At 72.3% G+C, this 19,705-nt stretch carries 18 protein-coding genes; 5 read left to right on the forward strand and 13 right to left on the reverse strand.

Annotated elements, in window-relative coordinates; translation table 11 throughout:
* Positions 1-44: 44 nt before the first annotated feature.
* Together ACH4E8_RS03090 and ACH4E8_RS03095 are read right to left on the reverse strand one after the other, a co-directional pair.
* On the reverse strand, positions 45-554 hold the full coding sequence (locus ACH4E8_RS03090; RefSeq protein WP_398443783.1) for a hypothetical protein: 510 nt from the start codon (positions 552-554) through the stop codon (positions 45-47).
* A gap of 115 nt (positions 555-669) precedes the next feature.
* Positions 670-1,707 (reverse strand): RNA polymerase subunit sigma-70, encoded by a 1,038-nt coding sequence (locus tag ACH4E8_RS03095; RefSeq protein WP_398443784.1) that lies wholly within the window; start codon positions 1,705-1,707, stop codon positions 670-672.
* Positions 1,708-2,017: 310 nt separating this feature from the next.
* Here ACH4E8_RS03095 and ACH4E8_RS03100 point away from each other — a divergent pair, with 310 nt between their 5' ends.
* Entirely contained in the window at positions 2,018-3,103 is a 1,086-nt protein-coding gene (locus tag ACH4E8_RS03100) for a LysR substrate-binding domain-containing protein (protein ID WP_398443786.1), read from the forward strand.
* On the opposite strand, the gene ACH4E8_RS03105 is transcribed toward ACH4E8_RS03100, so the two are convergent.
* From ACH4E8_RS03105 to ACH4E8_RS03115, 3 genes are read right to left on the reverse strand one after another with little or no spacing between them, the layout of a single operon-like run.
* Entirely contained in the window at positions 3,048-5,435 is a 2,388-nt protein-coding gene (locus ACH4E8_RS03105; RefSeq protein WP_398443788.1) for an FtsX-like permease family protein, read from the reverse strand. The two genes, ACH4E8_RS03100 and ACH4E8_RS03105, sit on opposite strands and share 56 nt — an antisense overlap.
* Positions 5,432-6,118 carry an ABC transporter ATP-binding protein gene (locus ACH4E8_RS03110; protein WP_398443790.1) on the reverse strand — a complete coding sequence of 229 codons (687 nt, stop codon included), beginning with the start codon at positions 6,116-6,118 and terminating at the stop codon, positions 5,432-5,434. Before ACH4E8_RS03110 ends, ACH4E8_RS03105 begins: the two co-directional genes overlap by 4 nt.
* Positions 6,115-6,639, reverse strand: coding sequence for a PadR family transcriptional regulator (locus ACH4E8_RS03115; protein WP_398443792.1), 525 nt, complete (start codon positions 6,637-6,639; stop codon positions 6,115-6,117). Before ACH4E8_RS03115 ends, ACH4E8_RS03110 begins: the two co-directional genes overlap by 4 nt.
* Before the next feature lie 296 nt (positions 6,640-6,935).
* Between ACH4E8_RS03115 and ACH4E8_RS03120 the strand changes: the two genes are divergently transcribed.
* Together ACH4E8_RS03120 and ACH4E8_RS03125 are read left to right on the forward strand one after the other, a co-directional pair.
* Positions 6,936-7,490 carry a peroxiredoxin gene (locus tag ACH4E8_RS03120; protein ID WP_398443794.1) on the forward strand — a complete coding sequence of 185 codons (555 nt, stop codon included), beginning with the start codon at positions 6,936-6,938 and terminating at the stop codon, positions 7,488-7,490.
* Positions 7,491-7,493: 3 nt separating this feature from the next.
* Positions 7,494-8,030: an alkyl hydroperoxide reductase gene (locus tag ACH4E8_RS03125; protein WP_361529841.1), complete on the forward strand. Its 537-nt coding sequence runs from the start codon at positions 7,494-7,496 to the stop codon at positions 8,028-8,030.
* 75 nt (positions 8,031-8,105) lie between these two features.
* Here ACH4E8_RS03125 and ACH4E8_RS03130 read toward each other — a convergent pair whose 3' ends face one another.
* The 5 genes from ACH4E8_RS03130 to ACH4E8_RS03150 all read right to left on the reverse strand — a co-directional run bounded on the left by ACH4E8_RS03130 (position 8,106) and on the right by ACH4E8_RS03150 (position 13,976).
* A complete protein-coding gene (locus ACH4E8_RS03130) occupies positions 8,106-8,828 on the reverse strand; it encodes a hypothetical protein (RefSeq protein WP_398443796.1) in 723 nt (240 codons plus the stop codon).
* A complete protein-coding gene (locus tag ACH4E8_RS03135; RefSeq protein ID WP_398443798.1) occupies positions 8,825-10,294 on the reverse strand; it encodes an AI-2E family transporter in 1,470 nt (489 codons plus the stop codon). The genes ACH4E8_RS03130 and ACH4E8_RS03135 overlap by 4 nt, the downstream gene beginning before the upstream one ends.
* Positions 10,295-10,405: 111 nt before the next feature.
* A complete protein-coding gene (locus ACH4E8_RS03140) occupies positions 10,406-11,140 on the reverse strand; it encodes a transglycosylase SLT domain-containing protein (protein WP_398443800.1) in 735 nt (244 codons plus the stop codon).
* A gap of 408 nt (positions 11,141-11,548) precedes the next feature.
* Entirely contained in the window at positions 11,549-12,871 is a 1,323-nt protein-coding gene (locus ACH4E8_RS03145) for a PhoH family protein (protein ID WP_398444703.1), read from the reverse strand.
* Between the two features lie 343 nt (positions 12,872-13,214).
* On the reverse strand, positions 13,215-13,976 hold the full coding sequence (locus ACH4E8_RS03150) for an isoprenyl transferase (protein WP_398443801.1): 762 nt from the start codon (positions 13,974-13,976) through the stop codon (positions 13,215-13,217).
* A gap of 254 nt (positions 13,977-14,230) precedes the next feature.
* On the opposite strand from ACH4E8_RS03150, the gene mgrA reads away from it, so the two are divergent.
* Entirely contained in the window at positions 14,231-15,277 is a 1,047-nt protein-coding gene (gene mgrA / locus ACH4E8_RS03155) for an L-glyceraldehyde 3-phosphate reductase (RefSeq protein ID WP_398443803.1), read from the forward strand.
* 388 nt (positions 15,278-15,665) lie between these two features.
* Here mgrA and ACH4E8_RS03160 read toward each other — a convergent pair whose 3' ends face one another.
* From ACH4E8_RS03160 to ACH4E8_RS03170, 3 genes are all read right to left on the reverse strand, one after another.
* Complete coding sequence (locus ACH4E8_RS03160; RefSeq protein WP_398443805.1) at positions 15,666-16,022, reverse strand: winged helix-turn-helix transcriptional regulator; 357 nt, start codon at positions 16,020-16,022, stop codon at positions 15,666-15,668.
* Between the two features lie 494 nt (positions 16,023-16,516).
* Positions 16,517-18,115, reverse strand: coding sequence for a DUF2079 domain-containing protein (locus ACH4E8_RS03165; RefSeq protein ID WP_398443806.1), 1,599 nt, complete (start codon positions 18,113-18,115; stop codon positions 16,517-16,519).
* Positions 18,116-18,197: 82 nt separating this feature from the next.
* The gene (locus ACH4E8_RS03170) at positions 18,198-18,941 is read right to left on the reverse strand and encodes a prepilin peptidase (RefSeq protein WP_398444705.1); all 744 of its coding nucleotides are present in this window, start codon (positions 18,939-18,941) and stop codon (positions 18,198-18,200) included.
* Between the two features lie 88 nt (positions 18,942-19,029).
* Here ACH4E8_RS03170 and ACH4E8_RS03175 point away from each other — a divergent pair, with 88 nt between their 5' ends.
* The gene (locus ACH4E8_RS03175; protein WP_398443808.1) at positions 19,030-19,410 is read left to right on the forward strand and encodes a DUF192 domain-containing protein; all 381 of its coding nucleotides are present in this window, start codon (positions 19,030-19,032) and stop codon (positions 19,408-19,410) included.
* Positions 19,411-19,705: the final 295 nt, after the last annotated feature.

Raw genomic sequence — 19,705 nt, forward strand, 5'->3', positions numbered from 1 at the left:
CGGGGCCGCCCGCCGCGCCGGGCCCTCGGCTCAACGGGGCCGGGTCACGCCCGGGTCATGACGGACTCGTAGCCGCCCCCGCCCGGGTACACCCAGGCGCCGGAGAGGGTGTCGCCGTCCGCGCTGAAGGTGGCCCGGTAGTACGCCGGGGAGCCCTTCTCGCCGCCCCAGATGGTCAGGGTGTCGCCCTCGATCTCGTAGACGTAGTCGAAGGTGTTGCCCTGGCTGTCGTAGTAGCGGGACTTGATGTCCTCGCCGGGCTCCTCGGCACCGAAGGGCTTCTCGCGGCCGATGACCTCGATGCCGGTGACCGGCTGGCCGTACTGCTTCAGGTCGACGTCCTGGAACAGGAAGAAGCCGCCGGGCAGCCAGGAGTAGGAGACGGTGCCCTCGGCGCCGCCGCTGACGCGCCAGGTGCCGATCAGGCGTTCCAGCTTGCGGATCTCGGCGTCGGGTTGGGCGACGGCCGCGATGACCGCGTCGTCGGCGGGCGCGGCGGCGTCTGCGGTGTTCGTGCTGTCCGCGGTGTTCGTGTTGTTCGTGTTGCTCGTCATGAGGGTTTCCTCCCGGTTCGCTGCGGTTCGTTGGTTCATGACCGCGTTGGTGCGTTGGTGCTCGTATGACGAGCGGCCCGGGAGAAAGGAATCGACGAAGGGGATGTGACCCCGGTCACACCTCCAGGGTGGGGGCGATCCCCGGCAGCAGCTGGGGGTCGAAGGTGGTGATCTCGGCGACGAGACCGTCCTCGATCCGCAGCACGTCGACGTTGACCGCGGTGAAGTCGGCCTCGCCGGGGCGGCGGACGTAGTTGACCGCGGCGGGCTGGCGGTTGACCGCGAACGGCACGGAGCGCCAATCGCCCCACGCCCCGCTCCCCTCCAGCACCGGGCGCCACAGGTCGAGGATGGCCGCGCGCCCCTCGAAGACCAGGTGGTGCGGCGGCATGGTCTGTCGGGCGTCCTCGCGCAACAGCGCGGCCAGCGCCGACAGGTCGGCCCCGCGGGACGCGGCCAGGTAGCGCTGGAGGAGGGCGCGTTCGTCCGCGCTGGGGCTGGTGGCCGCGCCCCAGTCGGCGCGCCGCTCGGGCAGGTTCTCGCGCAGGGTGGCGCGGGCCCGCTGGAGCGCGCTCTTCACCGACGCGACGCTCAGGTCCAGGGCTTCCGCCGTCTCCTGCGCAGGCCAGCCGGCGATGTCCCGCAGCACCAGCACCGCCCGCTGGCGCGGCGGCAGGTGCTGGATGACGGCCAGGAACGCCAGCTCGACGGTCTCCCGGGCGATGGCCACCGCGTGCGGCTCCCCGCTGTCGGGGGCGGCGAGGTCGAGCAGTTCGTCGGGGTACGGCTGGAGCCAGGTCACCTCGGCGAGCGCGGACGAGGCGGGCGCGCCGGCGCCGTCCACCGCCGTGACGACCTCCCGGGAGCGGGCGGGCCCCGCCAGGAAGTCGAGCGCGGCGTTCGTCGCGATCCGGTAGAGCCAGGCGCGGAAGGTCGAACGGCCCTCGAAGCTCTCACGCTTGCGCCAGGCCCGCAGCAGGGTCTCCTGCACCAGGTCCTCGGCGTCGGTGAACGATCCGAGCATGCGGTAGACGTGCACGCGCAGTTCGTGGCGGTGGCGCTGGGCGAGCGCGGCGAAGACCGCCTCGTCGCCCGCGCGGATCGCCTCCGGCGACGGTTCGTCGGCGGCCTGCGTACGGTCGTGGCTGCGCATGCCCCCTTCGTATCACCCCGCACTGACGGCGGCTCCCGCCGCGTCGGGTGCCCGGTGTTGGCGCCCGCGGCCCGCCCGTGGCTTGTCACGCAGTTCCCCGCACCCCTAACCCTCTGCCCTGCAGGTGGACGACATGGGGAGCGAATCAGGGGCGCGGGGAACTGTGCGAGCAACCCACCACGGCCCGCAGGCGCCGTCATCGCTCGGCCGCCCACGGCGGGGTCGCGCAACCCCGCTGCGGGGTGAAGGACCAAGCGCGATTACCATCGAGGCGATCAAAGTCAAGGATCTCGATAGGGGAAACGCATCAATGGCCGGGGCGAACCGGGACGCACACTCACACAAGGGCACGCCGGCCAGCAGGGGCGGGCGGGGCCGGCAGCCCACGCTGGCGCAGCTCCGCGCCTTCGCGGCGGTCGCCGAGCACCTGCACTTCCGCGACGCCGCCGCGGCCATCGGCACCAGCCAGCCCGCGCTCTCCGGTGCGGTGTCCGCGCTGGAGGAGGCGCTGGGGGTGCAACTCGTGGAGCGCACCACCCGCAAGGTGCTGCTCTCCCCCGCCGGCGAACGGCTCGCGGCCCGCGCCAAGGCGGTGCTGGACGCGGTCGGCGAACTGCTGGAGGAGGCGGAGGCGGTACGCGCGCCGTTCACCGGCGTGCTGCGCCTCGGGGTGATCCCCACGGTCGCGCCCTACCTGCTGCCGAGCGTCCTCAAGCTGGTCCACGACACGTATCCGGACCTCGACCTCCAGGTGCACGAGGAGCAGACGTCCTCGCTGCTCGACGGGCTGGCCGCGGGCCGGCTCGACCTGCTGCTGCTCGCGGTGCCGCTCGGCGTGCCCACCGTCACCGAACTGCCCCTGTTCGACGAGGACTTCGTCCTGGTCACACCGGACGCGCACTGGCTCGGCGGGCGTACCGACATCCCGCGGGAGGCGCTGCGCGAACTGCCCCTGCTACTGCTCAACGAGGGCCACTGCCTGCGTGACCAGGCCCTGGACGTGTGCCGGGAGGCGGGGCGCGGGCCGGACACCCCGGTGACCACGACCGCCGCCGGGCTGGCCACCCTGGTGCAGCTCGTCGCGGGCGGCCTGGGGGTGACGCTGCTGCCGCGGACCGCCGTGGAGGTGGAGACCGGGCGCGGCGCGCTGGGCACGGGCTACTTCGCGGACCCCGCGCCCTCGCGCCGGATCGCCCTGGCGATGCGGACCGGGGCCGCTCGCCAGGGCGAGTTCGAGGAGTTCGCGCGGGCGCTGCGGGCGGCGCTGGCCGCGTTGCCCGTACGGCTGCACGCTCCGCCGGCCGCGCGCCCGTCGGCGGACGAAGACGTCCGCGCCGCGGTCACTCGGTGCGCAGCCCCTCGGGGCGCATCATCCGGTACAGCGGGGGCGTGCTGAGCGCGGTCACCAACAGCACCACCCCGACCCCGGCCCCCGCCACCGGCAAGAACACCCACCACTGGGTGACCTCGTGCCCCACCAGCCGCAGCATGGTCGCGCCGAGGACGAGTCCGCCCGCGATCGCCAGCGCGGTGCCGAGGGCGACGGGCACGGCGGCCTGCCACAGCACGGACCAGGCGATGGTGGACCGTCGGGTGCCGAAGGCGACCAGCACCGACAGCAGCCGGCGCCGCTCGCGGAGCTGCTCGATCTGGGCGACCAGCATGGAGGCGGCGATCAGCAGCATCGTCACGACCGACCCGACCAGCAGCCCGGTGCGCACGTCGGCGTACTTGGAGTCGGTCTCCACCGCCTGGATCGTCGTCACGCCGATGGCGGGGTCGATCCGGGCGACGGAGGCCCGGACGTTCTCCCGGGCGTCCGTCACCGAGTCGTCGACCTGCACCAGCACCCGGGCGCCGGCGCGGCCCAGCGCGTCCACGTCGATGGCGCCGGGGGTGGCGAAGATGCCGACGTTCTCGTTGCCCACCGGGTCGCGGCGGGTGGCGACGGTCTGGGTGTCCGCGGGTAGCGTCCAGCGCTGCACCGGCCCTTCGCCGCGACCGCCGGCAAGGGGGGCGTCGGGGTCGGCGAGGAGCACCTGACCGCCCTTGGCGACGACGCCCTCGATGGTTCCCGCGCCGCCCGCCTTGGGCTGGGCCCTGCGCACGTCGAAGGTGTCGCCGTCCGTGCAGGACGTGATGACGGCCAGCTCGCGCAGGTCGGCGCAGCTGCCCACGATCAGCGGCACGAGGTCGCGGGTGGCTTCGGCCGCTCCCTCGGTGGCGTAGACGTAGCCTTCGACGACGCCGTTGACGGCGCTGACGCCCTCGGTGGCGCGCAGGTCGGCGACCGTCCGCGCGGCGAGCGCTTCGGTGGTGCGCTCGGCCCTGACGGCGAGTTGAGCGCGCAACGGGTCCGCGCCGGTCGACTTCTTGAAGTTGTCCTCGACGCCGGCGAAGAGCATCTGCAACGCGATCGCGCCGGCGACGGCGACCATGATCCCGCTGACCGCGCGGGCGGCCGTGCCACCGCTGAGCTGGAGCCTGCGGACCGCGAGCTGCCAGGGCACCGGCCCGCCCGTGAACCGCTTGACCAGCGCCTCCACCAACCAGGGCAGCAGGGTCGTCAGCCCGACGAGCACCAGCACGGCGCCGCCCGCGATCGCGTACAGCTCCGCATCGGTCTCGGCCGGACCGCTGGAGTCGTTGCTCACCAGCAGCAGCACCAGACCGGCCACCGGCAGCAGCAGTCGCCACCACAGCCGCCGCGGCTTCTCGCCGGTGTTCCGCACGACGCCCAACGGTTCGATGGTGACGGTGCGCAGCGCGAAGAGGGTGACTCCGACGGCAGCGGCGGGCACCGCGACGACGACCAGCGCGCCCAGCGCGGGCAGCGGCACGACGTCGGAGGGGAAGGCCCCCATCCCGAACAGGTTGAAGGAGCCGGCGAAGGCCCGGACCACCGCGAACAGCCCGATGCCGACGGCCAGTCCGAGCAGGGCGCCGAACAGCGCCTCGCCGGCGGCGATCCGCCGGGTCATCCGCACGTCCGCGCCGACCAGCCGCAGCGCGGCCAGCCTGCGGTCGCGGCGCTCGCCGCCGAAGCGGACGGCGGTGGCCACGAAGATGGCGACCGGCACCAGCAGCACCACGCAGATGAAGACCATCAGGACCACCAGCACCGGATCGAGCCCGGAGATCGCGGCGTACATCCCGTACCCCTGGACCCGCTCCCCGCCGTTGTCGACGGTGAGCGTGGAGCTGCCGAGGTAGTAGCGCAGTTCGTCGGGGTAGACCAGCCCCCGGTCGGCGATGGTGCCGACGATCCGGTGGTCGAGCCGGTCGGCCAGCACCTTGCCGTCGGCGGAGCGCAGCAGTTCGGCGAGGGCCGGCGAGACGATCATCTCGTCCGGTCCCGGCATCCGGTCGACGCCCGGCGGCAGGACCGGGTCGGCGCCGTCCGCGCGCATGACCTCGCCGCCGACCGCCTCGCCGCGGTACTCGGTGTTCGCCATCGCGAGCACGACGGTGCTGTCGGTGGGCTTCGCCGGCGCCTCGCCCTGCTCGCCGGCCGAGATCCAGTAGCGGGACTCCTCCCGGTCGTCGCGGTGCTCCACCATGCGGGGCACGGAGGCGGCGAACAGCAGCGTCGCGACCCCGACGCCCACGCCGAGCGCGGTCAGCACGGTGCGGGTCCAGCCCTCCCGGCCGCCGGTCGCCCCGAAGCGCAGGCCGAGGGCGAGGTCGCGCGCCCAGTCCCGTACGGCCGTGCGGCCTCGCGCGGTCATACGGCGTGCTCCAGGTCGCGGGACTTGCCGTCGCGCACCACGATCTCGCGGTCCGAGTAGGCGGCGACGCGCGGCTCGTGGGTGACGAGGACGACGGCGGTGTTGGCGGCGCGGGCCGCTTCGGTGAACAGCTCCATGACGCGTTCGCCGTTGAGGGAGTCGAGCGCGCCGGTCGGCTCGTCGGCGAAGAGCACCCGCGGGGAGGTGACCAGGGAGCGGGCGACGGCGACGCGCTGCCCCTGTCCGCCGGAGACCTCGCCGGGACGCTTGCCGCCGACGTCCGCGACCTCCAGGCGCTCCAGCCACTCCCGGGCCACGGCCTCCGCCGGCTTGCGCTTGGTGCCGGCCAGCCGCAGCGGCAGGGCGACGTTCTCCGTGCACGTCAGCTCCGGCACCAACTGCCCGAACTGGAACACGAAGCCGAACTCGGTGCGCCGCAACAGGCTGAGCTCGCGGTCGGACAGGGACGTCAGCTCGCGGCCCTGGTAGCGGATCGAGCCGGCGTCGGGGCGGACGATCCCGGCGAGGCAGTGCAGCAGCGTCGACTTGCCGGAGCCGGAGGGCCCCATGACGGCGACGACCTCACCGGCGTGGATGGAGAAGTGCGCGCCGTCGAGCGCGGGCGTGGGCCCGTACGCCTTGTGCAGCGAATCCGCGACGAGCAGGGAACCTTCGGGGGTCACGCGCCGACCTCCTTGGCGAGCTTTTCGAGACGGGCGGCGGCCAGTTCCAGCCAGCGCAGATCGGCTTCCAGGTGGAACAGGGCGTGGTCGCAGATGAGCTGGTCGGCGAGGTCGCCGCGGCGCTTGCGGTCGGTGAGGACGCGCATCGTGCGGATGTGCTCGGCCCGCTGGGTGTCGAGCAGGTCCGCGGCGCTGCGCCCGGTGAGCAGCGCGAGGACGACCTTGGTGTAGAGGACGGACTGGAGGTACGGCTCGGGGGCCTCGGGGCGCGACAGCCACCCGGCGACGTCGGTGACCCCGGCGTCGGTGATGGCGTACCGCTTCCGCTCGGGCCCGTCCCCGGCCTCTATCCCGTCGACCTCGACGAGGCCGTTCTTCAGGAGCCGGGACATGGTCGAGTAGACCTGGCCGTAGTGCAGGGGCTTGTCGTGACCGAACTTCTCGTCGAAGGTGCGCTTCAGGTCGTAGCCGTGGCGGGGGCCCGATTCCAGAAGCCCTAGGAGGGTGTGACCGATGGACATGCCGATGACTATACACACCCCGTATACACCGCGTGTATACACCGCAGGGATAGCCCCTGACCTGCGACGCGATGATCAACTCACCCCGGACCGCACCCGTCGCGCCACAACGGCCGGCGTCGGCGTCCCGCGCGCGCTTCGGGCGCCGCCTTGAGCCGCGGCCGCCGATCGGGCGCCACGGACGGCGCAATTGATAGGGGACCCCGATCGGGTTGACTGGATTGATCAATTTCACCCGCGATCCCGGGTGTGACAGGGTGCCTTTTGTCCAACCCCTCAGCACCATGGAGTGACCCGTGCTCACTGTCGGCGACCAGTTCCCCACCTTCGAATTGACTGCCTGCGTCTCCCTGGAGAGCGGCAAGGAGTTCGAGGTCATCAACCACAAGTCCTACGAGGGCAAGTGGAAGGTCGTCTTCGCCTGGCCGAAGGACTTCACCTTCGTCTGCCCGACCGAGATCGCCGCCTTCGGCAAGCTGAACGACGAGTTCGCCGACCGCGACGCGCAGGTGCTCGGCTTCTCCGGCGACTCGGAGTTCGTCCACCACGCCTGGCGCAAGGACCACGCCGACCTGCGTGACCTGCCCTTCCCGATGCTGGCCGACTCGAAGCACGAGCTGATGCGGGACCTCGGCATCGAGGGTGCGGACGGCTTCGCCCAGCGCGCCGTGTTCATCGTCGACCCGAACAACGAGATCCAGTTCACCATGGTGACCGCCGGGTCCGTGGGCCGTAACCCCAAGGAGGTCCTGCGGGTCCTCGACGCCCTGCAGACCGACGAGCTGTGCCCCTGCAACTGGAGCAAGGGCGAGAACACCCTCGACCCCGTCGCGCTGCTGGCCGGTGAGTGACGCATGTCGCTGGACGCCCTGAAGTCCGCCATACCGGACTACGCCAAGGACCTGAAGCTCAACCTCGGCTCCGTCATCGGCAACAACGACAAGCTCTCGCAGCAGCAGCTGTGGGGCACCGTCCTCGCCACGGCGATCGCCTCCCGCAGCCCGATCGCGCTGCGCGAGCTGGAGCCCGAGGCGAAGGCGAACCTCTCCCCCGAGGCGTATGACGCCGCCAAGGCCGCCGCGGCGATCATGGCGATGAACAACGTCTTCTACCGCACCCGCCACCTGCTGTCCGACCCGGAGTACGGGACGCTCCGCGCCGGGCTGCGGATGAACGTCATCGGCAACCCGGGCGTGGAGAAGGTCGACTTCGAGCTGTGGTCGCTCGCCGTCTCCGCCGTCAACGGCTGCGGCCAGTGCCTGGACTCCCACGAGCAGGTGCTGCGCAAGGCCGGCGTGGACCGCGAGACGGTCCAGGAGGCGGTCAAGATCGCTTCCGTCGTCCAGGCCGTGGGCACCACCCTCGAAGCCGAGGCCGTGCTCGCCGGCTGAGCCGGCACCGCGCGCACGACGGCGAAGGGCCCGTACGACTCCGGTCGTACGGGCCCTTCCTGTTGCCGCGGTGCGTCACCCGTCGCCGTTGCGGAGTTCGGCCAACAGCGCCCGGGCGTCCGCGACCAACAGGTCCTTGCTGTCCGCGACGTCGGGCAGGGGCTCGGCGTCCGTCGAGCCCTCGGGGTCGGCCTGGTACACGTCGAGCGACAACCGCACCACGGCCTGACCGTCCAGGACCTGGAGCGCCAGGTGCCCGTCCCCCTTGGCCAGATAGGCGCGTTCGCCGAGGTCCGCGACCTCCTCCGAGGTGCTGTTCATCATCTCGGACTCGGTCGCGACGACCCCGTCGAACTCCGGCCCGGGGTCGGTCTTCTTGTGCAGGACGTACACGGCGGACGCGCTGACGCTGAGCTCCGCCCCCTCCCCCGGGGCCTCGCTGTCCGACGGGGCCTGGAAGAAGGCGTAGCAGGACGCCCGGTCCAGCGCCTCGTGGGTGCGGGTGTCCGGCTCCCGCGTCTGGACCTCCCCGTAGATCGCGGTCAGCGACTTCAGTTCGGTCTTGCCGCACAGGTCGTCGACGGTGCCGTACGGACCGGTGCCCGGGCCGCCGTCGGCGGTTGCGTGGTACGCGTAGAGCCCGCCGGCCCACAGCGCGGAGGCGACCACCGCGCCGCCGAGCCCCCACAGCCAGGAGCGCGGCGACGGGCGGCGGCGCGGCGCGGGCTCCTGCGGCAACGGGAGTTCGGGGACGGGGTCGCCGTCGGCGCCGCCGACGAGTTCCGGTTCGGAGATCACGTCCCGTTCTCCGTGACGGGCTTGGCCTGCACCGCGGGCGCCGCCGAGGCAGCGGCGGCGGGCGCGTTCGCCGTCGGCGCGTCGACGGGCGCGTCGGGCGAGGCCCCGACCGCCGTCGAGCCGTGCGGCGGCGGGGCGTTCCGCAACGACTGCTCCTTGCCGTACGCCCGTAGGTAGCCGACGACGGTGTTGGTGACGGCCACCAGCGGCACGGCCACCACCGCGCCCCCGATGCCGGCCGTGATCCCGCCCACCGCGACCGCGAGGACGACGGCGAGCGGATGGACCCGCACCGCCCTGCCCAGGATGAAGGGTTGCAGCACGTGCCCCTCGATCTGCTGCACCGCGAGCACCACCGCGAGCACCAGCAGCGCGGTGAACACCCCCTGGGTGACCAGGGCGACGACGACCGCGAGCGCGCCCGACATCACCGCGCCGACCAGCGGGATGAAGGCGAACAGGAAGATGAAGACGGCCAGCGGCACCGCCATCGGGACGTCGAGGAAGTAGATGCCGAGCCCGATGAAGATCGCGTCGATCAGGGCCACCAGCACCGTGCCGCGGACGTACGCGGTGAGGGTGCGCCAGGCCCGCGGCCCGGCGCCGGCGACGCCCTCGCGGGCCTGCGCGGGCACCAGCTTGAGGAACCAGTTCCAGATCCGCTTGCCGTCGTACAGCAGGAAGAGCGTGGAGAACATCGCCAGCACCAAGCCGGTCAGGATCTCCACCATCACGGTCACGCCCTGGAGGCCCGCGGAGGTGATCTCCTGGGTGTTGGAGCTGATCGTCCCGCTGAGGTTCTCCGCGATGTCGTTGATCTGGCTCTCGGTCACGTGGAAGGGGCTGTCGAGGAGCCACTGCTTGAGCTCCTCGATGCCGTCCCTGACCCGCTCGGAGAGCGTGTCCAGGTTCTCCATGACCTGCCACACCACGAACCAGCCGACCAGGCCCATCACCACGAACCCGGCGATCGCCGTCACCGCGGTGGCCGGGCCGCGCGGCATGCCCCACCGCTTGAGCCGGGCCACGGTGGGCTGGAGCAGCGCCGTGATCAGCAGCGCCGAGGTGAACGCCAGGACGACCAGCCGGACTTCGCTGATGACCCGCATCAACACCCACAGGGTGCCGGCGATGACCAGCAGCCGCCAGCCGGCCTCGGCGGCGACCCGCATGCCCCACGGCACGGCGGAGACGGGGTCGGGGCGCGGGGGCACGGCAGGCGCGTACGCGGGCGGCGCGGGCACGGTCGCCACCGCGGCGGCCGTGGCGGGCGCGGCACCGGCCGTCTCGGCACCGACCGTCTCGGCGGCGGTCGTTGCGGCAGGTGCGTCGGCTCCGGGGTCGCCCGCCGTCGTCTTCGCATCGCCCTGCTCGGTCAGCGCCTCGTCCCGTCTGGCGTCCAGCCGTTCGGACACCCTGGTGAGGCCGGCCCCCACCCCGGCGAGCCACCGTGGCAGTCGTGACATGTGCTTCCCCCCATGCTTCCCGGAGCCCCGGAACCGAGAACGCTACAACACGCGCGGAGCCCCTCACCGAAGGACGGTGAGGGGCTCCGTGGAGTTGAGAGCGCGCCGGTCTCAGTACCAGCGGTTGGCCTGCCAGAACTGCCAGGCGCCGCAGGGGCTGTCGTACCGGTTGTTCATGTAGTTCAGGCCCCACTTGATCTGGGTGGCCGGGTTGGTCCGCCAGTCGGCGCCCGCGGAGGCCATCTTGGTGCCGGGCAGCGCCTGGACGAGCCCGTACGCACCGGAGGAGGGGTTCTGGGCGGTGTAGCGCCAGCCCGACTCCTTCTCCACGATGTTGCTGAAGCACTGGAACTGGTCCGCCGGGATCATCTGCCGGGCCATTTCCTTGACCTCGGAGATGCTGTAGGAGGACTTGGCGGCGAAGCTGGAGGCGTCGCGCTGCTTGTCGCGGGTGGCCCGCTCCTTCGCCTCGCGCTCCTTCTTCTCCTTCGCCTCCTGCTCCTTCTTCGCCTGGGCGTCCGCCGCGGCCCTCTTCTCCTTGGCGGTCTCCGCCGCCTGGAGGCGCGCGGACTCCTCGACCGCCTTCTTGGCCGTCGACTCGGCTGCTGCGGCCTGTGCGTCGGCCTGGTCGGCCAACGACAGGGACTGCACCTGGGCCTGCTGGCCCATGGGCACCTCTGCGAGGAGGGTCGTCGCGTCGGACGCGGCCGTCTCCATGTTGTCCGAGGTGGACGAGGCGCTGCCCGAGGCAACGCCGACGACGGCTCCGACGGTGGTGACCGCGGTGGCAGAGGCCACTGCGAATCCCCGGACCGAGATCCGGCTCACACGGTTTCCTTCCAGCATCGCCCGCACAGGTGACCCCGCGGGCGAATCGTGCCCCTGTCGCGGGCCTCCGTTGGCGTGGGTCACAGGAGGCGCTGGCCCGTGGCCGGTTCCCGGTTTTTCACGGGAGCGGCCGGTGGTTCTCGCGGGCGGCACACGGCGGCAGGTGTGGAGTTGTGGGTGATGCGGTGCACCACGAGTGGTACGGGTGTGCCGTGTGCGGGGCCTGACGGAAGCAAGACTTTGCCGGAACTCAACGCCGCAAGGCAATTCTCCGTTGCGTGTGAAAGCTCACACGTGCCGTGCGGCAAGTTTTTCCGCCGTTCGGCGGTACGGAACGACGCCGCCCCGCTAGGCTCTTGCGCCTTCGGCGGGACGGCGTCGCGAATGCCCGCAGACCTGTCAGACCGCACAGATCCGCCAGACCCGTCAGATCTGGTTGTCCTCCAGCATTTCGGTCACCAGTGCGGCGATCTGGGAGCGCTCCGAGCGGGTGAGCGTGACGTGGGCGAAGAGCGGATGGCCCTTCAACTTCTCCACCACGGCGACGACCCCGTCGTACCGTCCGACCCGGAGGTTGTCCCGCTGTGCGACGTCGTGGGTGAGCACGACGCGGGAGTTGGCCCCGATCCGGGAGAGCACCGTCAGCAGCACGTTCCTTTCCAGGGACTGGGCCTCGTCGACGATGACGAAGGCGTCGTGCAGCGAACGGCCCCGGATGTGGGTGAGCGGCAGGACCTCCAACATCCCGCGGCCCAGCACCTCTTCGATGACCTCGCGGCCGGCGACGGCCGAGAGCGTGTCGAAGACGGCCTGCGCCCAGGGGCTCATCTTCTCGGCCTCGGTGCCCGGCAGATAGCCCAGCTCCTGGCCGCCGACCGCGTACAGCGGGCGGAAGACCATCACCTTCTCGTGCTGCCGGCGCTCCAGGACGGCCTCCAGGCCGGCGCAGAGCGCCAGCGCCGACTTGCCGGTGCCGGCCCGGCCGCCGAGCGAGACGATCCCGACCTCCTGGTCCTGCAGCAGGTCCAGCGCGATGCGCTGTTCCGCGCTGCGGCCGTGGATGCCGAAGACGTCCCGGTCGCCGCGGACCAGCCGGACGTTCCCGTCCGGAGTGACCCGGCCGAGCGCCTTGCCGCGCTCGGACTGCAGGACGAGGCCGGTGTGCACGGGCAACTCGGCCGCCTCGGGCACGTACAGGCTCTCCTCGCCGTACAACAGGTCGACCTGGTCGGCGCTGAGCGTCAGCTCGGACATCCCGGTCCAGCCGGACTCGGTGATGGCCAACTCGGCGCGGTACTCCTCGGCGAGGAGCCCGACGGAGGACGCCTTGATGCGCAGCGGCAGGTCCTTGGAGACGACGGTGACGTCGTACCCCTCGGCCTGGAGGTTGCGGGCGACGGCGAGGATCCGCGAGTCGTTGTCGCCGAGGCGGAAGCCGGCGGGGAGCACCCCTGGGTCGGAGTGGTTCAGTTCGACCCTCAGACAGCCGCCGAGGTCGCCCAGGGGTACGGGGGCGTCCAGGCGTCCGTTCCGGATGCGGTGCTCGTCGAGCAGACGCAGGGCCTGGCGTGCGAAGTACCCCAGCTCCGGATGGTGCCTCTTGGCCTCCAGTTCGGCGATGACCACGATCGGGAGCACGACTTCGTGCTCGTCGAAGCGGGTCAGCGCGTTCGGGTCGGCCAGCAGGACGCTGGTGTCGAGAACGTACGTGCGCCGGTCGGGCGTGCGGCGCTTGGTGCTGCTGTTCACCACGGAAGGACGTACCCCCTCGGAAGAGGTCGACGGTGCGAGCCGTCGCGGGCCAGGGTCCACCTGTCTCGGGTGTCAGGGGACCGCCCCCGCCCTCGGGCGGGGATGGGAGCCGGGTTTCGGGCCGCAGTGCGCGGGCCGAGCGCCGGCCCTCTCCTGGGGTCCGCACGGCTGGTGCGTTCCGTCGAGTGCAAAGGGCCTCCCGGGCGGGCGGGTGGGCCGCCCACTGAGATACGACGTTCGTGGACCGGACGTCGACCTGGAAGGAATATGCCCTCGATCAAGCGCCGCCATGCCGGATCTTCGAGCGACGCGTGGGTGAACAGGGGGTGCCGGGGCGGGGTCAGCCGCCGTAGCGGCGGTGCCGGGCCGCGTAGTCGCGCAGTGCGCGCAGGAAGTCGACCTTGCGGAACGCGGGCCAGAAGACCTCGCAGAAGTAGTACTCGGAGTGGGCGCTCTGCCAGAGCATGAAGCCGGACAGGCGCTGCTCGCCGCTGGTGCGGATCACCAGGTCGGGGTCGGGCTGGCCGCGGGTGTAGAGGTGCTCGGAGATCAGGTCGATGCTGACGGTCTCGGCCAGCTCGTCGAAGCTGGTGCCCCGGTCCGCGGCGTCGAGCAGCAGGGAGCGGACCGCGTCGGCGATCTCCTGCCGGCCCCCGTAGCCGACGGCGACGTTCACGAGTATGCCGGTGTGGTCGACGGTCGCCTGCTCGGCTTCCTTGATCACGGTCTGGGTGCGGGCGGGCATCAGATCGAGGGTGCCGACGTGGTGGACGCGCCAGCGGCCGTCGGCGGCGAGGTCCCGCACGGCCTGCTCGATGATGCCGAGCAGGGGGGTCAGCTCCTCCTCGGGCCGGTCGAAGTTGTCGGTGGAGAGCATCCACAGGGTGACGACTTCGACGTCGGTCTCGGCGCACCAGCCGAGGAGTTCCTGGATCTTGTTGGCGCCGGCCTTGTGTCCCTGTTCGGTGGTGCCGCCCGACGCCTTCGCCCAGCGCCGGTTGCCGTCGAGGATGACTCCGATGTGCTTGGGCACCTGGGAGTGGTCGAGTCGGCCTTCCACCCGGCGTGCGTAGAGCCTGTACACCAGGTCCCGCAAGTTCACAGAGTCCACCTCTCGGTCTTGATCGGGCTCACCGACCCGGTCCGGGGCTCGTCGGACCTGAATGTCGGGGACCGCGGGGTCTCCCCGGGTCCGTGGGTGGGCGACGCGCACCGGTCCCTGCCCGCGCCCGCGCGGGGGTGCCGCGGGGTGCGGCGTTCGGGCCGTGCGGCGATCCCCTGAAGGCGCCACAGTACTGCGCACGGGCCACCCCGGCCCAACCCGGTCTGTCACAAGTCCGTGATAAGGAGAGATACGTGACTGAATCCTCCGCACATCTGCCCTATCTCGCCGACGCCGACCGGTACGGGAGCATGGAGTACCGGCGCAGCGGCCGCTCCGGGCTGAAGCTCCCCGCGGTCTCCCTCGGCCTCTGGCACAACTTCGGCGACGACCGCACGCTGGACTCCCAGCGGGCGATCCTGCGCCGCGCCTTCGACCTGGGGGTCACCCACTTCGACCTGGCGAACAACTACGGACCGCCGCCCGGCTCCGCCGAGCTGAACTTCGGCAAGATCTTCGCCCAGGACTTCACCCGATACCGTGACGAGCTGATCATTTCCACCAAGGCCGGGTATCTGATGCACCCCGGCCCGTACGGCGAGTGGGGCTCCCGCAAGTACCTGCTGTCGTCGCTCGACGCGTCCTTGCAGCGGATGGGCCTGGATTACGTCGACGTCTTCTACTCGCACCGCTTCGACCCGGACACCCCGCTGGAAGAGACCATGGGCGCGCTCGCCTCGGCCGTCCAGCAGGGCAAGGCGCTGTACGTCGGCGTTTCGTCGTACAACGCGGCGCAGACGGCGGAGGCGGCCCGGCTGCTGAAGGAGATGGGCGTCCCGGCCCTGATCCACCAGCCGTCGTACTCGATGATCAACCGCTGGATCGAGGACGACGGGCTGTTGGACGCGTTGGAGGCGGCAGGCATGGGCTGCATCGCCTTCGTGCCGCTGGCGCAGGGCCTGCTCACCGGGAAGTACCTGAAGGGCATCCCGGAGGGCTCGCGGGCCACCCAGGGCAAGTCCCTGGACCCGGGCCTGCTGTCGGCCGAGGTCGTGCGGCGGTTGAACGGGCTGAACGACATCGCGGCCGGCCGCGGCCAGTCGCTGGCGCAGCTCGCGCTGAGCTGGGTGCTGCGGGATCCGCGGATGACGTCCGCGCTGATCGGCGCGTCCAGCGTGGGCCAGCTTGAGGAGAACGTGGCGGCGCTGTCCGGAGCGCCGCTGACGAAGGAGGAGTTGGCGGCGATCGACGAGTTCGCCGTGGAGACCGAGGGCGCGAACATCTGGGCCCGCCGGGGCTGACGGCACCGTCCGGGGCGCCTGCGGTTCCGGACGCTTGCGTTCTGGACGCTCGCGTCCTGGGCGCCTGCGTTCCGGCGCTCGCGTGCGCCGTGGTGCGCGGGAAAAGAAACCGGGCCGGTCCGTGGGGGGGGGGATACGGACCGGCCCGAGGGGGGGTTTCCACCATAACGCGTCGGGGGCGGTCTCCGGCGCACCGCCACGGGGCGCCCCGCCTGCGGTGTCGTGCCGCTTGCTGCGAACGGCGGAGCGTACGCGGGCGCGGGCCCCGTGATTGCCGGCGAATGGCCCCAGGACTGGGCGGGTGCGGGCCGGTGAGCCGCCCGAACGGGGGATCCCCCGAAGGGGTAAGGCGCAAAAGGCGGCGGGTTGACGCGTGTCCCGGCGGGGCTCACGCCACCTTGGGCTCTTCCTTGTTGGCCACGATCTGGTCCTTGTAGACCTCGCCCCAGAGCCCCAGGGGTACCAGGGCGGCGTTCAGGGACTCCCCCATGCCGGTGAGCGAGTACTCCACCCGCGGCGGCACCTCCCGGTACACCTCGCGGTGCACCACGCCGTCCGCCTCCAGCTCCCTCAGCTGCTGGATCAGCACCTTCTCGCTGATCCCGGTGAGCCCGCGGCGCAGCGCTCCGAAGCGCATGGGCGCGTGTGCGTGCAACGCCCACAGGATGAGCGGCTTCCACTTGCCGCCGACGACGTCGACCGCGGCGTCGAGTCCGCACTGGTACTCCGGCTTGCGACTGCCCACGGCGACTCCTCGTCCGACCTCAATGCTTCCCGTCCGGCCAGTACACCACTTCCGCCGCACCCGAAGAAACGCACCTCCGCCCGCGCCCAGCGCGGCTCCCTCTCCCTGCCGTCACGCCCGCGCCTCTCACCTCCCTGTGCCGTCCGGGCGCGGGCCCCACGCCCCTTGACGTTCCCTCCGTTTCCCCGCGGGGCGCGACGGTCTCTGCGGGCCGGTGGGTGGCCTGGGGCAGCAAAACAGGGGCGCTGGGGGTCCCCCCATGCCCTCTGGGCATAGGGGGCGGAACTGCGCGACAAGCCACCCACCGGCCCGCAGAGACCAGCGCAGCTCACGGGCCACGGCGGGTACGTCAGAGGGGCCTGGGCCCTACGCCCGGACGGCACAGGGGGCGGAACTGCGCGACCAGCCAGCCACCGGGCCGCAGAGACCAACGCACCCCGCGGGGAAACGGCGGAAACGTCCAGGGGCGTGAGGAGGGGGGCGGGGCGCTGGGGTCAGTGGCGCAAGGGGGCGTGGGCCGGTGGGGGGCCCAGCTTCAGGAGGGTCACGCCGTCGCGTTCCGCGACCTTGCGGTAGCCGTAGCGGCGTTGGGCCACCTCCAGCTCCGCCGCCTGCTGCTCCGGCGGGTAGGGCCAGTGGCCCGCCTGGTAGGGCCACGCCGGCGCCGGCTGGCTGTCGTGGATGATCCACTCGGCCGTGGGGCGCGGCAGTTGCGACCGGTCGTAGCGGTACAGCCGCGAGTGCACGGGGAAGGTCGGGAAGAGGACGACGTCGCAGCGCGAAGTGAGCTGCGGCACCAGCCGGTTGGTCGCGGCGACGCTCGCCCCGTCCGGGATCTTCGCCAGCAGTGAGCGCGCCGCCTCGACGTGCGGGCCGGTCCGCCACGTGGCCCGCTGCGCCAGTTGTGCGAGGGGGAAGCTCGGCAGCAGTACGGCGGTGACGGCGAGGGCGGTCACCAGGGACGCCCGTACGTGGCGGGCCGCCAGCGGGTGCTCCGCGGTGCGCCAGCGCCGCAGCGCGTCGATCAGCCCGGCGGCCACGATCGGCATCAGGACGGCGCTGTAGTGGAAGGACAGGCCCCAGTGGAAGGCGTTCTGCGACAGCATGCGCCACGTCAGGGTCGGCACGGCGATCAGCGCCAGCGGGGAGCGCAGGGCGAGCAGCGCGGAGGGCGCGAAGACCAGGACGAGGGTGGTGGCCTTGACGTCCGGGCGCAGCGCGTCGAGCGGGGCGAAGGCGATGGTGGCGAGCAACGAGGCGTGGGCGCCCTCGCCGAGGTTCTCGCCGTGTGCGTACCCGCCCGCCGGATTGAACGCCGGGAGGAGCAGCTTGATCTCGACGACGAACGCGACGAGCCCGGCGAGCGCGGTGAGCAACCCGAGCCGCCGCGGCCCCTTCCAGGCGACGTAGGCGCCGAGCGCGGCCAGGGTGAGCCCGAGGTCCTCCTTGATCAGGACGAGGGGCGCGGCCCAGGCGACGGCGGCGCGGTACCGGCCCTGGCCGAGTGCGACGACGGCGTACGCGATGAGCGGTACGGCGAGCGCGACCTCGTGGAAGTCGAAGGCGACGGCGGACGCGACGCCCCAGCTCAGTCCGTACGCGAGGGCGACGGCGTGGGCGGGTCGGCGGCCGAGGACGCGCTGCGCCCAGCCGGCGAGCGGGACGACGGCGACGGCGAGCAGCGCGGCCTGGGCGAGCAGCAGCGTGATCGGGGAGGGCCAGATCCGGTAGAGCGGCGCGAGGACGGCGAGGGCGGGGTGGAAGTGGTCGCCGAGGAGGTTGAAGTCCTCGCCGCGCAAGGGGACGAGCGGCGGCTGGAGTTGGGCGTAGGCGCGTACGGCCTGCTCGAAGATGCCGAGGTCGAAGCCGGTGGTGCGGATCAGCAGGTGTCGGCGGACGGACACGGTCGCGTAGAGCGCGAAGAGCGCCGCCGCCCAGGCCCAGGGCAGCAGCGCGGTGGGGAAGCGGGCAGCGGGGCGGGAGCCGGGCTCCGGCGAGGGCGCGGGGATGCCGGGGACCGCGGGGGTGCGCGGGCGTGTGCGCGTACGCAGCGCACCGCGCCACCCCACCCATCTGTCAGAAAATGTCCGCATACACCCGGATGCTAAGGGCTGCCTCGCGCTCCCCGGCGGATCAGCACGCGGCGTCGGTTGCGACGCGCTGCGGGGCGGTGCGTCACGCGGGCGCGGCCAGTGCGCCCAGCAGGACCCCCACCAGCGCGCCCACGATCATGAACGGTCCGAACGGGATCGCCGTCCCGCGCCGGGCGCGCCCGGCGACCAGGAGGCCGAGCCCGTACACCGAGCCGAAGAGGAACCCGGCGAACGCGCCGGCGAACAGCACCGACCAGCCGTACCAGCCGAGGACGACGCCGAGCGAGAGCGCGAGTTTGACGTCGCCGAAGCCGAGGCCGTCGGGGTGGAGCAGGAACAGCAGGAAGTAGCCGCCGCCGAGGGCGAGCCCGCCGAGCAGCGCCGTGGGCCAGGAGCCGGCCGCGCCCGGCAGCGGCGACACCGCGCCGAGCAGTGCGGCGGCGGCCCCGGCGAGCGGCAACGTCACTTGGTCCGGCAGCCGGTGCACCCGCAGGTCCACCAGGGCGAGCAGCACGGCGAAGGGCGTCAGCAGCAGCCAGACGGCGAGTTCGGGCCGCGGGCCGGTCGCGGCGGCAAGTACGGCGCAGACGAGGACGGTCACGCCGGGGGCGCCCACCACGACGGCCCGGAGCTGCGCCCCGCACGGCCCGCACGACGGCCCGCCGAGCCAGCCGGCCGCGGGCCCGGTGAAGCGGTGCCCGACCGGGCAGGCGTCCCGCCACGCCTGCTCGGGTTCCACGGCGAGCCGGAACGCGGCACGGGGCACCAACAGCCCCGTGCCCGCGCCCCACAGGGCGGCGGCAGCGATCAGGGAGGCGTACGACAACACGGCAGAGAGGGTATGCCGGCGCGTGCGCGGGGGTCGTGCGCCCCGGTCGCTTCCGGTCCGTCCCGCTGGCGCTACCGTCCCTGCCATGGGGCGGAATCGGCAATGGCAGTGCGGCACGGGCAGGTTGGGCGTGCCGACGGGTGAACCGGGCGGGGTCGCGGTGGAGATCGCCGCGTCGTACGGCACCCGGCGGCGCGGGCTGCTGGGGCGGGACGGCATCGCCGGTGCGCTGCTGCTGACCCGGTGCAACTGCGTCCACACCGTGGGGATGCGCTTCGCGATCGACGTGGCCTATCTCGACCGGGAGCTGCGCGTCGTCGATCTGCACACGCTCGTCCCCGGCCGGCTGGCGCTCCCCCGGCTGCGGGCACGGCACGTCCTGGAGGCGCGGGCGGGGGCGTTCGCCGGCTGGGGCGTCGAGGTCGGTGCGGTCCTGACGGTGTCCACGGCGGGCGACGACGCGTAGGGGTGGGCGCTTGGACAGGGCCGCCGTTTCCCCGCGGGTGCGTTGGTCTCCACCGGCCGGTGGTGGGTTGATCGCGCAGTATCTCCGCGCCCCTCAATGCCCGCGCCGCTTCCCCACGGGAGCATTGACCTCCACCGGCCGGTGGTGGGTTGATCGCGCAGTTCCCCGCGCCCCTGATTCGCTGCCCCCGTCGTTTACCTGCGGGACGAGGGTTTAGGGGCGCTGGGGTCCCCCAGGCCCTCTGGGGCCGAGGGGGCGGAACTACGCGGTCAACCCACCGACGGGCCGCAGACGC

The sequence above is a fragment of the Streptomyces sp. NPDC017979 genome (genome assembly GCF_044328175.1).
In the GTDB taxonomy this organism is placed as follows: Bacteria; Actinomycetota; Actinomycetes; order Streptomycetales; family Streptomycetaceae; genus Streptomyces.

What these genes read in the sequence shown, in the direction of transcription:
- ACH4E8_RS03095 (WP_398443784.1), bottom strand. Translation starts at nt 1,707, where the DNA reads ATGCGCAGCCACGACCGTACGCAGGCCGCCGACGAACCGTCGCCGGAG.
- ACH4E8_RS03140 (WP_398443800.1), bottom strand. Translation starts at nt 11,140, where the DNA reads ATGCTGGAAGGAAACCGTGTGAGCCGGATCTCGGTCCGGGGATTCGCA.
- ACH4E8_RS03135 (WP_398443798.1), bottom strand. Translation starts at nt 10,294, where the DNA reads ATGTCACGACTGCCACGGTGGCTCGCCGGGGTGGGGGCCGGCCTCACC.
- ACH4E8_RS03165 (WP_398443806.1), bottom strand. Translation starts at nt 18,115, where the DNA reads ATGCGGACATTTTCTGACAGATGGGTGGGGTGGCGCGGTGCGCTGCGT.
- ACH4E8_RS03125 (WP_361529841.1), top strand. Translation starts at nt 7,494, where the DNA reads ATGTCGCTGGACGCCCTGAAGTCCGCCATACCGGACTACGCCAAGGAC.
- ACH4E8_RS03100 (WP_398443786.1), top strand. Translation starts at nt 2,018, where the DNA reads ATGGCCGGGGCGAACCGGGACGCACACTCACACAAGGGCACGCCGGCC.
- ACH4E8_RS03105 (WP_398443788.1), bottom strand. Translation starts at nt 5,435, where the DNA reads ATGACCGCGCGAGGCCGCACGGCCGTACGGGACTGGGCGCGCGACCTC.
- ACH4E8_RS03175 (WP_398443808.1), top strand. Translation starts at nt 19,030, where the DNA reads ATGGGGCGGAATCGGCAATGGCAGTGCGGCACGGGCAGGTTGGGCGTG.
- ACH4E8_RS03090 (WP_398443783.1), bottom strand. Translation starts at nt 554, where the DNA reads ATGACGAGCAACACGAACAACACGAACACCGCGGACAGCACGAACACC.
- ACH4E8_RS03115 (WP_398443792.1), bottom strand. Translation starts at nt 6,639, where the DNA reads ATGTCCATCGGTCACACCCTCCTAGGGCTTCTGGAATCGGGCCCCCGC.